Raw genomic sequence first — 13,758 nt, 5'->3', positions numbered from 1 at the left:
GGTGAGGCGGCTCAGGGCTTTGGAATCATCCGAAGGGCGCTCTGCAGCGCCGCTCCGTCCAGGTCCTCCAGGGCCCGGAGGTAGTCGGCGTGCCGGCCCGGGAAGCGCTGCTGCAGCGAGTGGTTGAGCTCCAGCGCCGTCTCCAGCAAATCCCGGTGCAGCCGCCACCGGTCCGGCTCCGTGTCCGGCAGGTCCAGCGTGTACGGCATCTCGAAGGGCGGCGCGGCCACCGCGCCCGAGCCCGACTCGTCGAGCGGCGACTCCACCAGGATGTTGGAGATGGCGCGCACGTTGTACATCTCACCGAAGGTGCGGTTGATGAGCAGCCCGCGCGGGGTGAGCGAGTCCCCCTGTCCCGTGGCGCCGGCGAGCTGGTACGCGTGCGTGAGGTACATCAGCAGCATGCGGTAGCGCACGTTGAACAGGTGGGCCCAGGTGACGGACTCCGGATGGGAGATGACGGTGCTCACGGTGACGGGCGGCGCCGCCTTGGCCTTCGCCGCGGACAGGCGCACCACCCGGCTGGCGTTGAGGTCCATCTCCGTCTTCGGGTTGATGGGCACCGGCCGCGTGGGCGTCCACTCGCCGTCGGGGAACTCGCGGTAGATGTCGAGGAAGCGGCGGAAGTGGGACTTCTCGTCCGCGTCCTCGTCGAAGAAGAGCGCCTCGCCCTGGATGCCGACGGCGGCCAGCGCGGCGACGGCCTCGTCCCGGTTGCTGACGGGCTGGACGATGACGTCCGGCGTGGCCTGTCGGGGCCCGCCCGTGGACTGCCCCCGCGCGCCGCGCATGTAGCCCCGGCCCCACTCGTCCCACGAGGCCTGGAACGTCGTGGTGGCCGCCTGGAAGTCCGCGTCCTTCACCCACTCGGGGTTGGCGAGCACCTGTTGCATCCGGTCATACAGCACGCCCACGCGGTGCAGCGGCTGCTGCGGCGAGGGGTTGCCCTGCTGCGCGCGCTTCTTGACCTCCTCTGCCTCCGCGCCCTCCCAGCCGGCCGGCATCTCCGCGTAGACGTAGCGGGCCAGCGAGTTCTTGGTGAGCGGCTCCAGGGTGAAGTCGAAGGGGTAGAACTGGCTGCCCCAGGGGTAGTCCTCGCGGTCCAGGTTCAGCGGCGCGCCGATGAGCCGCAGCACGTTCTGCACGGTGATGAGGTGCCCCATCTCCTCCTTGGCGATGCCCAGGATGACTTCCTGCCAGTGGCGCACCCGGTCGCGGTGCTTCGAGGGGACCAGCGGCCCGCCCAGCGAATAGGCGGCGTACAGGTACTGCGCCATCAGCGCGTGCTCCACCTCCGCGGCGATGTGGAGCAGGAGGACGGAGTAGTCGTGCCAGTTGAACTCGGGAGGCAGCTCCGGGACGGTATGGAAGAAGGGCTTCACGCCCCGGGCCTTCGGCTCCAGCGCCCGGAGCGCCGCCGGCTGCGGCTCGAATCGCAGCAGCGACTCCAGATGCCTGCTCATCCGTGAACGCATGTCCCCTCCCGACATCGTGGATGCGGCGGGCAAACCAGAACATCCTGATTTTCGGATGTCAATTTGGGATGTCTGCCCAACCCATGTCACAGCGCGGGAGGGTGCCTGGAATTGGCGTGCGTCTGGAGTTGGACGCCTATGGATAGACTTCGCGGCGCGGGCCCGGCACGACGGCTCCTTCGGCCCGGACGCGCTGGCGCCGGCTCACGCCGAGCGTGGCGCCGAGTACCGAGGAGACGAGGCCGAGCAGCAGTGCGCCGAAGATGCCCCAGAAGACGCGGCCGGTGGTGTCCGCGGCCTTGAGCGCGCCCTCCTGCACCTGCTGTCCAATCTGCCCTGCCTGTTGTTTGATTTGCCCTCTGGTCTGATTGAACTGTTGTTCAACACGCGTTGCGACGTCCTCCGCATCCTGGCGTGACAGCTTCGTGTTGTTCGCGATGGAGGTGACGAGCACCTCCCGGTCCAGCTGGCCCGTGCGCAGCGCGGTGCTGAGGACGTCGCTGGTGGCGTTCTGGAGTTGGTCGGCGGTGACGGCGGGCTTGCCCTCCTGGGCCAGCCGCTGGTTGACGGGGCCGAGCGCGTCGTTGGCGTCCAGTCCGAAGGCCTTCGCGGCCTCACCCCCTTGTGTCGCGGCGCCCACCACGGCCGTGCCCGCCGCGCCCACCGCTGTCTTGCCGACGCTGAACACCGCGCCCATCAGCGATGAGAGGGCCATGCTCATGAGGATGGTGCCCGCCAGCGTCGTCAGGCCCCACAGCACGGCGCCGTGCAGCGCTCCGCCACCCTTGTCCAGCACGCCCGCGGTGCGCGCGGCCACGAAGCCTCCGAAGAAGAGGGCGATGAGGGGCGCGACGAGGCTCCAGATGCCGGTGCCGATGCCCGCCGACTTCGCGCTGCCCGGGTCGTTCGGGTCCATCGCGGACAGTCCGAGCGCGAGGCCGAGCGAGTAGAGGAGTATCCACACGCCGAGCGCGACGAAGGCGCCTCCGAAGATGGCGCTCCAGCTCAATTTGGAGGGAACTCCCGCGACGGCTGGAACGACGGCGGGTCTTTCGTTCTCCACGATGGCTGCCATGGTTGCCTCTCCTGCTTCAGGGAGCGCCCGCATGGGAGGTGGACGCTCGGGTCCGAGGCAAAGATGGGCATGTGACAAGGGGTGGACGCTTACCCGTCGTCTGGATGTCCTGGGGGGAGGGGAGAGTGGAAGCTCAGCGCAGGCCGAGTGCTTCGACGAGCACCGCCTCGCGGGCCACCACGGGCGTGCGAGGCAGCGCTTCGAGGCGGAACCTGCTCACCAACTCCGCCAGCGTCACCGGGTCGCCCTCGCCCAGCCCGCTCCATGCGGCGAGCAGGCCCAGGACGCGCTCGGGAGGAAGGCCCCGCTCACGCAGCTCCGCCAGGGCGAAGGCGCCCTCGCGCTTGGCGAGCCGCTTGCCGTCTTCCCCGAGCACCAGCGGGACGTGGAGGAAGGACGGCGCGGGGAGGCCGAGCGCCGCGTAGAGCTGGAGCTGGCGGGGCGTGGAGGACAGCAGGTCGTCTCCGCGCAGCACGTGGGTGATGCCGGTGGCCGCGTCGTCCACCACCACCGCGAGCTGGTAGCTGGCCACGCCGTCGTTGCGGCGCACCACGAAGTCGCCGACCACCGCGTCTACGTCCTGGGTGTACGGGCCGAGCAGCGCGTCCTCGAAGCACACCTCGCCGGGGCGGGCGCGGAAGCGGTAGGCGGGAGCACGGGTGCGGGCGCGCTCGGTGGCCTGCGCGGCGGTGAGGTGCGCGCAGGTGCCGGGGTAGCGGGGGCCTTCCTCGGAGAGGCCGTGCGGGGCACTGGCGGCGCGGGCGATTTCTCCGCGTGTGCAGAAGCACGGGTAGACGAGGCCGTCTCGCTCCAGCTTCGTGAGGGCGTCGCGGTAGACGTCGTCGCGCTGGCTCTGGAAGAGGGGTGTCTCGTCCCAGGTGAGGCCGAGCCACTCCAGGTCGCGCATCAAGTCATCCACGTGCTGCGGCTTGCAGCGAGCGCGGTCCAGGTCCTCGATGCGCAGGAGGAAGCGGCCTTCTGCGGCGCGCGCCTGGAGCCACCCGAGCAGCGCGCTGCGGATGTTGCCCAGGTGCATGCGCCCCGTGGGGCTGGGCGCGAAGCGGCCTCGGAACGGACTCACGGACGGACCAGTGGCTTGCGGATGGGTTGCAGGGGCTTGCGGTCAGGTGCTGGAGCGGTGGGCTTCGGCGCTTCCGGGGCGTGCTTCTCGCTCACGGGGTACGGCACCTGCGAGGGCGGGGGTGCGAAGGCCTCGCCGGGCGCGGGCACCACGGGCAGGGGCTCTGACACACCGGCCTCCACGCCGCGCGCGGCGACAGCGGCGATGCCTTCGCGCAGCGGTGCGCTGGCCTCCAGCAACTCCGTGTCGACCGACAGTCGAGCCAGGCGGCGCGGCGTCGTGTCTCCGGGAGCGAGGACGAACGCGTCCACCGCGAGGCCCGTCACCGTGCGCGCCACCGTACCGAGCACCACGAGGTCCGCGCCCGCGGCGCGTCCCAGCGCCGAGGCCGCTTCGAGCGCGGCGGCGTCCAGCCGATTGCTCGCGAGCGCCAGGGCGAGCGCCGCATCGGGGCCGGTGCCGGAGGGGCGCACCTGCACCACGGCCTGCTTGTCCGGAGCCACCTCCACCACACCACCGACTGCATCGCCCGAGGGCAATACCGAGCGCCACAGGTGCGCGCCGGGAGGCACGTCGGTGACACGCAGGGGCGCGGCGCCCACGGGCCTGCCGTCGAGTGTCACCGCGAGCCCGGAGGGAACCGACTCGAAGCGCACGCCGCCGCGAGGTCCGGACTCCCGCGCGGCGCGTACACGCTCCACCGTCTTCGCGAAGAGAGGGGAGGTGGCGGCGAGCGGCAGGGGACGGTCGGGCGCGAGGGCGAGCGCCTGGGTGAGACTGGCGGCGGCTTCCGTGTCACGACCGGTGGCGTAGCGCACGGCGGCGCGCAGGGCGTAGGCGTCGGCCAGCTCGGAGGCCTCCGTGAGCTGCGCGGCCCCGGCGGCATAGGCGTCCAGCGCGCGGCCCAGCGCGGCCTCCGCGCGGGTGAAGTCGCGGGCATCCCGTGCGGCGGTGGCCTCCTTCACGGCCTCGCGCGCCACGGTGATGGGGTCGGCGGCGGGGACCTGCGCGGCGTCGCGTTGCGTGGCGATGGCCTCCTTCGCTGTCTCACGAGCCACCACGGGCGTGGCCTTGGCGCCCTGCGCGTTCCCGCGCGCGACGGCGGGCGTGGCCATGGCCTCTCCTGCCGCACGCGCCACGGACGCAGGCCCACCCGGGGCCTCCTCGGTCGCCCGGGGCAGCTCGGCGAGCGCGAGGCCCGCCGCGGCATGGACCTCCGCGGCGAGGCGCGCCGTGACGCGAGGCCCGGTGCGCGCGGGCACGTCGGCGGAGATGGCCTGGAACGGGAGGACGGCGACCTTCACGTCACGGGGCCGTGCCTTCCGAGGCTCGGCCGACCGCGAGGCGGTGGGGAGGACGCCGAGGATGAGGGTGAGCAGGAGCGCGGTTCGAGTCATCGTCGGAGAAGACAATACCCGACGGGGTGGACCCAGACGGAATGCGGTAGCTCAACCTCCGCCTGGCCGCCTCCAGGGCATGAACGTCCCCGTCCTGGCAAGCTGCGCCGCAGCCCCCCGAGAGTTCCTTTCAATCTTGACGAACCCGTCCACGAAATCTCGGGGCAAGCCCAGCCTGGAAGGCGGCGAAGGTGATCATTCAGAGAAGGTTTACGGCAACTGTGCTCCTCGTCCTGTGGTGTGTGGCCTGCGCGACGGTGGAGCAGGCTCCCACGGACCCGAGGGTGGTGGAGGCGGAGCAGGCCTTCGACGAAGCCAGGAGACTGTCCGCGGCGGGGCAATATGCGCAGGCGTTGCCGCTCGCCGAACGCGCACTCAAGCTCCGGGAGGCGGTGCTCCCCAAGACAGATCCGCTGGTGGCCCAATACCTCCATGCGCTCGGCAATATCCTTGTCGAGCTGGCGGACTATGCCCGCGCCGAACCCTTGTTGGTGCGCGCCCTCGAAATCCGGGAGGCCGCCCTCGGTGAGCACCATCCCGACGTCGGCGAATCGGTCAGCCTCCTCGCCGCCCTCTACTATTTCCAGGGCCACTACTCGCGCGCCGAGCCCTTGATGGTGCGCGCCCTCGAAATCCGGGAGGCCGCCCTCGGCAGGAGCCACCCGGACGTCGCCGTCTCGCTCAACGACCTTGCGACCGTCTACATGAGCCAGGGGCTCTATGCGCGCGCCGTGCCGTTGTATGTCCGTGCGCTTGAGATCTTGAAGGCCGCCCTGGGCGAGAACCACCCGGACGTCGCCGTCGCGCTCACCAACCTGGCCAACCTCTACGTGATCCAGGGCCTCTACGCACGCGCCGAGCCGTTGTATTTCCGCGCGCACAAGATCCGGGAGGCCGTCCTGGGCAAGAGCCACCCCAGCGTGGCCTACTCGCTCCACGGCCTCGCCGTCCTCTATATGGACCAGGGGTTCTACGCGCGCGCGGAACCCTTGATGGCACGCGCACTCGAGATTCGGACGGCGGCCTTCGGTGAGAACCACCCGGACGTCGCGACCTCACTCGACCGCCTGGGCACCATCTACATGAGGCAGGGGCACTACGCGCGCGCCGAGCTCCTGTATTCCCGCGCGCTCGGGAGCTGGGAGAAGACCGTGGGTGCGAATCACCCGGATACGGCCCGCTCGCTCCACAACCTCGCCGACCTCTACCTGTTGCAGGGGCTCTACACGCGCGCCGAGCCTTTGTTGTCACGCGCGCTCAATATCTTTGAAACCACTTTCGGTGAGAACCATCCCTCCGTCGCCGCCTCGCTCCACAACCTCTCCCACCTCTACAGGGCGCAGGGGCTCTATGCGCGCGCCGAGCCTCCGGTGGAACGCGCCCTCGAGATCCGGAAGGCCACCCTCGGTGAGAACCACTTTGAAGTGGCCTCCTCGCTTCAAAGTCTCGCGACCCTTGCCTACCTCCAGGGGCACTACGCGCGCGCCGAACCGCTGTATGCGCGCGCGCTCGAGCTCGCGAAGGCCACCCTCGGCGAAACCCATCCCACCATCGCCGTCTGGCTCAACAACCTCGCGCTCCTGCGCCTTGCCCAGAAGGACACCGGCGCGGCCCTCCAGTTGCTGGAGAAGGCCTTCACTATCTCGGAGCAGCATCTCCGCCAGGAAGTGTTTGGCCTCTCCGAGAAGAACCTCGACAGCTTCCTGGGCCTCCTCCGGGCCCAGGAGAAACGCGTCTACGCACTGGCACGCGCTCACCCCAGCGATGCGCGCGTGCTCCGCCTGGCCCTCTCCACCGCGCTTCTCCGCAAGTGCCGCTCCGTCCAGGAAGCCGCCAGCACCGCGCTCATCATCTCCCACAACCTGGGCCCCGCCGACCGCGATGCCTTCGAACGCCTGCGCGCCCTGCGTACCCAGCTCGCCTCGCTCTCGCTCGCCGGTCCCGGCCAGCGCCCCCTCGCCGACTACACGGAGCGCCTCAAGCAGCTCGCAGCCGAGGGTGACGCGCTGGAAGCCGACCTCGCCAGGCGCTCGGCCCCCCTGCGCGCGCTGACGGCGCTGCCCTCCACCGCCGACATCGTGGACCGCGTCGCCCAGGCCCTGCCCCGGGATGGCGCGCTCGTCGAGCTGATCTCCTACGAGGACCGGCCGCTCGTGCCCGAGCCTGGCACGCCGGAGTCAGGAGTCCCGAGCGAGCTCCGCTACCTGGCGCTGGTGCTCTTCCCCGACTCCCGCATCCTCGCGCTCGACCTGGGCCCCGCCGGGCCCATCAACTCCGCTGCCTCGCGCCTGCGCGACGCCATGGCCAACCGGGACGCCGCCTTCCAGCCCCAGGCGCGGGCGCTCTACCGGCGGGTCTTTCAACCCCTGCTTCCCCTGGTGGGGAAGACCCGCCACCTCTTCCTCTCGCCGGATGACCAGCTGTCCCTGGTGCCCTTCGCGGCACTCCACGATGGCCGCCAGTTCCTCGTGGACGCCTTCGACTTCACCTACGTCACCTCCGGCAAGGACCTGCTTCCCCGACCCCAGGAGACCATCTCCGCGGACTCCGTCGTCGTCTTCGCGGACCCCGATTTCAGCGCACCGCTTCCACCTTCCCCGCCTTCCAGCGCGGAGGCTCCAGCGCCCGCCGCCCGCTCCGCATCCGCCGAGCGCTTCTTCTCCTCGCTGCACGAGGGCGAGGTGCAGCGCGCCTGGACCACGACCCCGCTCCCCGGTACCCGACGGGAGGCCGAGTCCATCCATCGCCTGTTTCCCCAGGCCCGGCTCATCCTCGGCCCCGACGCCACCAAGGAGCGACTGCTGCACCTATCGACTCCCGGCATCCTCCACCTGGCCACCCATGGCTTCTTCCTGGATGACGCTCCCGCGGCTCCCCAGTCCCGTGCCGTGGGCACCTTCGGCGCCCTGGGCGAGGACCCGCTCGCCTCGCGCCCTCCGGACCCGCTGTTGCGCTCCGGGCTGCTCCTCGCTGGGGAGGTGGCATCGGCCTCCTCCACCCCGCCCGACCATGCGCTGGTGACAGCCCTCGAGTTGGCCGGCCTCGACCTGTGGGGCACCCAGCTCGTCGTCCTCTCCGCATGCGACACGGGCCGAGGTGACGTGAAGCTCGGCCAGGGCGTCTACGGGCTGCGCCGGTCCTTCATCGTGGCGGGCGCCGAGACAGTTGTCATGAGCCTGTGGCAGGTGAAGGACGACACGACAACGCAGTTGATGGAGGCCTACTACCGCAACCTGCTGGCCGGGCAGGGTCGCGCCTCCGCCCTGCGCGAGGCCATGCGCTCACTGCGTGCCAGCAGGCCCCACCCACACTACTGGGCCCCCTTCATCGTCCTGGGCCGTGACGCACCGCTGCGCGCGCCGGCACCCCCGCGCTGAGCCGGGGCCTGGGATGCCCGGGGGAGGCCACGTGCTTCGTGGCTTTGCTGGGCAGGCTCTCGGACGTATCCAATCCCGAACCCACACCGTGGCTCACCGGAGCCCTTACTGGGGCAGGGCTGATGGAGCTGCCGGGTTGTTCTTCCCTGGAAACAGGAACCGGAGAGAATGCCGGCCCCCGGTCGGCCGTTCCCCAGGCGGGATACCTTCATGCGCTTCGTCCACTGCTCCGACGTCCACATCACCGAGGACTACCGCACGCTCCCCCTGCTCCGGCTCGGCTGGCGGCGCTGGTTCGCCCTCGTCGAGCTCACCCTGGGAGGCCGCGCGAAGCGCTACGTCCGCGCACCCCAGGTCCTCTCCGCCATCGTCCGTGACGCCGACGCCCACAAGGTCGACCACTTCATCCTCTCCGGAGACCTCACCGCCTACGCGCTCGACGGCGAGTTCGCCGGAGCCCGCAAGGCCCTGGGCCCGCTGGCGGAGGACCCACGCCGCTGCACCGTCGTCCCTGGCAACCACGACGTCTTCACCCCTGGCAGCATCCGCACCGACCGCTTCGCCCGCCACTTCGGCCAACTGCTGCACAGCGACCTCCCCGAGTACCAGCGCGAGGGCCCGTACCCCTTCGTCCGGCTCGTCGGAGACGCCGCCGCCGTCGTGGGCCTGCTCTCCACCCGCCGAGCCCCCCTGCCTGCCTTCCCCTATGGCGAAATCGGCGAGGCCCAGCTCGAAGGCCTGGCGGCCCTGCTGAAGGACGCTCGCCTGGACGGCCGCGCCGTGCTCGTCGTCGTCCACCATGCGCCCCGCAACCGGAAGGGCGGCGCGGACCGGTGGAACCACGGCCTGCGGGACGCGGACGCACTGCTGCGCCTCTTGCCCGGTCCGCGCTTCGCCGTCCTCCACGGCCACATCCACCAGCGCTACCACCACCCGGCCACCGCCGACCGGCCCCACCTCTTCGGCGCCGGCTCCTCCACCGAGGCCGGCCACGAGGGCTACTGGGTCATCGAAGTGGCGGGCGGAAAAGTGGTGGGCGGACAGCCGCACACGCCCGCCCTGTGACAGCACGCCCGAGCGGCGGTAGAAACCCGTTCCATGCCGAACGCGCCGCACCCGCAGCCTTCGCCCAGCGATTTCACCCTCGAAGAATACAAGGCCCTGCGCACCCTCCAGCGCGCCGTGGATGACCTCCTCGAGGAGAGCCTCCGCGAGCGGGAGACGCTCACCCAGTCCTTCCGGCGCTGCTTCCCGCCCATCCTCAAGCTCACCGGCGCGCGGGCCGTGGCCATCACCACCCGTGACGAGGAGCTGGTGGAGCAGACCTGGAGCGAGGGCGACTGGGGAGACCGCTTCCCCGGCTCGCTCCTGGAGGGCCCGTCCGGCGTGAGGCGCATGGAGGGCGACACGCTCGTCACCCAGGCGCTGGACGTGGCCGGCACCCGCGTGGGCACCTTCGGCATGCTGTTCCCCGGGGACCTCACGGAGATGGAGGCCTCGGCGCGCGCGCTGCGCGTGCTGGACACCGTCGCCGAGCAGCTCGACACGGTGCTGTGCCTCGTGCACACCGCGTCGGAGAAGCACCAGCTCATCATCCAGTGCAACGCGCACCTGGCCAACCCCGTCTTCGAGGCGGGCATGGACCAGGCGGTGCTGACGCTGGCGCAGCGGGTGCGGCTGCCGGGCTTCCTGCTGCTGTACCGCGACGCCGTGCAGCCCCAGATGCTGCACTACCGCACCTACCGCAACGGCTACCTGGAGTTCGAGAGCGGCGAGCAGCCCAGCCCGGTGCTGGAGAAGGCCATCCGCCAGCACGGCCCGCGCCTGCTCGCGAGCGAGGAGTCCGCGCTGCGGCAGCTCTTCGGCGGCCGCACCACCGAGGCGGTGCTCATCTCCGGCGCGGCCTCCAGCGAGCCGCTGGGAAAAATCGTCATCTGGAGCGACGCGGGCTTCTCCGCGTACTCCATGGACCTCATCCGCGTGCTGGCCTCCACGCTCAGCCAGCGACTGTTGGACTACAACCGCGAGCGCATCCACCTGTCGCAGTTCTTCCCCAACGCCGTCATCGACGCGCTGTTGCAGGACCCGAACTACGCGCAGCACCTGCGCGCGCAGGACCAGGAAGTCGGCATCCTCTTCGCGGACATCAACGGCTTCACCCGCATCTGCGAGCAGGGCTTCGACAGCCCGCGCAACATCGGCCGCTTCGTGGACGAGTGGAGCGAGCGCGCCGTGGGCTGCATCTGGGAGCACGGCGGCGTGTTCGACAAGATGGTCGGCGACTGCGTCATCGGCCTCTTCGGTCCGCCCTTCTTCAAGTCCTCGCGGCTGGAGCGCGCGCAGGCCGCGGTGCGCGCCGCGTGCGACATCCAGGCCTTCACCGCGTCACTCGGCGCGCGCGAGGAAGTCGCGGCGCTGTGCCAGCGGGTGAAGCTGCCCGGGCTCGGCGTGGCGGTGGGCGTCAACCTGGCCAACGCCAACTGTGGCCTCTTCGGGCCCAACCGGCAGTACACGGCCTTCTCCAGCGGGATGAACCAGGCGGCGCGCCTGCAGTCGCTGGCGGGCTTCCGCGAGACGCTGGTGATGGCGAGCGTGCGCGACGTGCTGGGCACGTCTCGCGAGCCCTTCTTCCAGGGGCTGCGCTTCGGTCCGCTGACGGAGACGCCGGTGAAGAACGTGGCGCAGCCGCTGCGCCACTACCAGCTGGAGTCGCTCAAGCCGTGAGCTGACGGCCTGAGCGCTTATCGCGGCTCAGGCCTTGAGGTGCGGGGCCGCGTAGCGCCGGGAGAAGTGGATCCACCGGCGCTCGTCCACCTCCACCTGCCACTCGGAGTTGGGCGTCAGCGGCATGCGCTGCTTGAGGAAGCCCTCCAGGTGGTCCGCGGCCTTCACGGGTGTGAGGCCGGGCGCGCGGAAGGCGACGTGCAGGTAGACGTCCAGCGTGGCGCCCACGTCCACCGAGGCGCAGACGCGCAGGGTGCCCACGCGGCGCTGGTAGACGGCGTTCTGCCCGGGCCACACGGCCGGGTCCATCTGTGCCACCGAGAGCCAGTTGGACGGCTCGAGGATGAAGTCGAGCAAGTCGCTGCTCGCCTCGTCCAGCGTTGCGTGCTCCTGGATGGAAAGCATCGCCCACCTCCCCGATGAAACTGATGGAAAGAATGTGCCCACGTCCATGTTGCGTGCAAGGGCCCCCCCGCCGCTTTCACCGAACGTGTCCGTCACCGACAGGACGCACACACGTGGGTGTGGGGCGGGGCCCGCACAATCGAGTGAGTCAGGCGCGCTCCAGCGCGCGCAGCTCGTCCGCGGAGAGCTTGATTGACGCGGCGGCGACGTTCTCCTCCAGATGCTTGACGGAGGAGGTGCCGGGAATCGGGAGCATGACGGGCGAGCGGTGCAGCAGCCATGCGAGCGCGAGCTGCCCTGGCGTGACGCCATGGTGCTTCGCCGCCTGCGTGAGCGGGCTGGTGCTCCCCGTCAGCGCGTTGGCCGCGAGCGGGAAGTACGGGAGGAAGCCCAGTCCCTCGCGCTCGCACTCCGCCAGCACGTCGTCGCTCTGCCGGTCCGTGAGGTTGTAGCGGTTCTGCACGGAGACGATGGGGACGATCTTGCGCGCCGCGCGCAGCTGTTCCACGGACACGTTGGACAGCGCGACGTGGCGGATCTTCCCCTGCTCGCGCAGGCGCGCGAGGGTGCCCACGGACTCCTCCAGCGGCACGCGCGGGTCCACCGCGTGGAGCTGGTACACGTCGATGCGCTCCACGCGCAGGCGCTTGAGGCTGCCTTCCAGCGCGTGGGTGAGGTGCGCGGGCCTGCAGTCGCGCTTCCAGTCGCCGGGCCCGGCGCGGGTGAGGCCGCCCTTGGTGGCGATGACGACGCCGGCGGGGTACGGGTGCAGCGTCTCACCGATGAGGCGCTCGGACACGTCGGGGCCGTACGAGTCCGCGGTGTCGATGAGCTGCACGCCCAGCTCCACGGCGCGGCGCAGCACGGCCTTCGCCTCGGTGGGATTCTTCGGCTCACCCCAGATGCCCTCGCCGGTGATGCGCATGGCGCCGTAGCCCATGCGATTGACGGTGAGGTCGCCCAGCTTGAAGGTGCCTGCGGCGGCGGCGGTGGGAGTCGGGGACAAGGCAATCCTCGCGGGTTGGGCGGAGAGAAGGTCGCGCACGTTAACGAACACGGGTGACACCCGCCCGCCGTTCCCACCCTGCCCTCAAGGGCTGGTCGGAAGTGAACGGCGCGAGCGCCGCTCCACGGTGGACTTGAGCTGGCCGCAGCCCGCGTCGATGTCGATGCCCCGGCGCTGACGCACCGTGCTGGGCACCGCATAGGACGTCAGCACGTCCTGGAAGGCGCGCACGGACTCCGGGCGGCTGGGGCCGCCGTCGTAGCCCACGGTGGGGTTGAGGGGGATGACGTTGACGTGCGCGTCCATGCCGTGCAGCAGCTTGCCCAGCGTGTGCGCGTGCTCCGACGTGTCGTTGCGGCCGGAGATGAGCGTCCACTCGAAGAAGATGCGGCGCTTGCGCTTCTCGCTGTAGTAGCGGCACGCGTCCATCAGCTCGTCCAGGGGCCAGCGGCGGCCGGCGGGCACCAGCGCGGCGCGCTCGGCGTCGGTGGCGCCGTGGAGGCTGACGGCGAGCTGCACGGGGCGCTCCTCGTCCGCGAGCCGGCGGATGCCGGGCACCACGCCCACGGTGCTCAGGGTGATGAAGCGCGGGCCCATGGCCAGCCCGAGCGCATCCACCAGCACGTCCACCGCGGCCATCGTCCCGTCGTAGTTGTGCAGGGGCTCGCCCATGCCCATGAGGACGACGTTGCGCAGCGACTCGCCGGACTCGCGGAGGATGCGATTCACATGCAGCACCTGGCCCACGATTTCGCCGGGCGTCAGGTGGCGCGACAGGCCCATCTGTCCCGTGGCGCAGAAGACGCACCCCATGGCGCAGCCCGCCTGCGTGCTGATGCACACCGTGGCGCGGCCCTTGAAGCGCATGAGCACCGTTTCAATCGTCTGCCCGTCGTCGAGCTTGAGCAGCAGCTTGTGGGTGTGGCCGTCGCTGCTGAACGTCTCGGTGTGCGTGGCGAGGTGGCCCAGGCGGGCGCGCTCGCGCAGGGCGGCCTGGAGGTCCGGGCGCAGCCCCTCCACTTCGTCCAGCGAGCGCACCTGCTTGCGGTACAGCGCGGTCCACACGAGGTCGCGGTAGTAGGGGCCAAAGCCCCAGCCGGAGAGCAGCTCACCCAGCGCGGGGCGCGTGAAGTCGTACAGGTTGGTGGGCGTGTCGGACGGCATGGCCATGGACGGAGATAACACACCCGGCGGGCGTGCATCTGCCGGCCGCGGGCA

At 70.6% G+C, this 13,758-nt stretch carries 10 protein-coding genes; 3 read left to right on the top strand and 7 right to left on the bottom strand.

Annotated elements, in window-relative coordinates:
- Positions 1 to 11: 11 nt before the first annotated feature.
- The 4 genes from G4D86_RS23770 to G4D86_RS23755 form a co-directional block, all read right to left on the bottom strand.
- A complete protein-coding gene (locus G4D86_RS23770) occupies positions 12 to 1,463 on the bottom strand; it encodes a ferritin-like domain-containing protein (protein ID WP_163996280.1) in 1,452 nt (483 codons plus the stop codon).
- A 148-nt stretch (positions 1,464 to 1,611) separates the two neighbouring features.
- Complete coding sequence (locus tag G4D86_RS23765; protein WP_163996279.1) at positions 1,612 to 2,550, bottom strand: hypothetical protein; 939 nt, start codon at positions 2,548 to 2,550, stop codon at positions 1,612 to 1,614.
- Positions 2,551 to 2,683: 133 nt separating this feature from the next.
- Positions 2,684 to 3,631, bottom strand: coding sequence for a tRNA glutamyl-Q(34) synthetase GluQRS (gluQRS, locus tag G4D86_RS23760; RefSeq protein ID WP_163996278.1), 948 nt, complete (start codon positions 3,629 to 3,631; stop codon positions 2,684 to 2,686).
- Positions 3,628 to 5,028 carry a PEGA domain-containing protein gene (locus tag G4D86_RS23755; protein ID WP_163996277.1) on the bottom strand — a complete coding sequence of 467 codons (1,401 nt, stop codon included), beginning with the start codon at positions 5,026 to 5,028 and terminating at the stop codon, positions 3,628 to 3,630. The genes gluQRS and G4D86_RS23755 overlap by 4 nt, the downstream gene beginning before the upstream one ends.
- A 221-nt stretch (positions 5,029 to 5,249) precedes the next feature.
- On the opposite strand from G4D86_RS23755, the gene G4D86_RS23750 reads away from it, so the two are divergent.
- From G4D86_RS23750 to G4D86_RS23740, 3 genes are all read left to right on the top strand, one after another.
- Complete coding sequence (locus G4D86_RS23750; RefSeq protein ID WP_240360439.1) at positions 5,250 to 8,405, top strand: CHAT domain-containing tetratricopeptide repeat protein; 3,156 nt, start codon at positions 5,250 to 5,252, stop codon at positions 8,403 to 8,405.
- Positions 8,406 to 8,615: 210 nt separating this feature from the next.
- Positions 8,616 to 9,470 (top strand): metallophosphoesterase family protein, encoded by an 855-nt coding sequence (locus G4D86_RS23745; RefSeq protein WP_163996276.1) that lies wholly within the window; start codon positions 8,616 to 8,618, stop codon positions 9,468 to 9,470.
- Between the two features lie 33 nt (positions 9,471 to 9,503).
- The gene (locus G4D86_RS23740) at positions 9,504 to 11,129 is read left to right on the top strand and encodes an adenylate/guanylate cyclase domain-containing protein (RefSeq protein ID WP_163996275.1); all 1,626 of its coding nucleotides are present in this window, start codon (positions 9,504 to 9,506) and stop codon (positions 11,127 to 11,129) included.
- A 27-nt stretch (positions 11,130 to 11,156) separates the two neighbouring features.
- Here G4D86_RS23740 and G4D86_RS23735 read toward each other — a convergent pair whose 3' ends face one another.
- The 3 genes from G4D86_RS23735 to rlmN form a co-directional block, all read right to left on the bottom strand.
- Positions 11,157 to 11,534, bottom strand: a complete 378-nt coding sequence (locus G4D86_RS23735; protein ID WP_163996274.1) for a hypothetical protein — start codon at positions 11,532 to 11,534, stop codon at positions 11,157 to 11,159.
- 148 nt (positions 11,535 to 11,682) lie between these two features.
- Positions 11,683 to 12,540, bottom strand: a complete 858-nt coding sequence (locus tag G4D86_RS23730; RefSeq protein WP_163996273.1) for an aldo/keto reductase — start codon at positions 12,538 to 12,540, stop codon at positions 11,683 to 11,685.
- An 84-nt stretch (positions 12,541 to 12,624) separates the two neighbouring features.
- Positions 12,625 to 13,704: a dual-specificity RNA methyltransferase RlmN gene (gene rlmN / locus G4D86_RS23725; RefSeq protein ID WP_163996387.1), complete on the bottom strand. Its 1,080-nt coding sequence runs from the start codon at positions 13,702 to 13,704 to the stop codon at positions 12,625 to 12,627.
- Positions 13,705 to 13,758 lie beyond the last annotated feature (54 nt).

The sequence above is a fragment of the Pyxidicoccus caerfyrddinensis genome (assembly GCF_010894405.1).
Lineage (GTDB): Bacteria > Myxococcota > Myxococcia > Myxococcales > Myxococcaceae > Myxococcus > Myxococcus caerfyrddinensis.
This window is presented reverse-complemented; position numbering and strand designations above follow the sequence as displayed.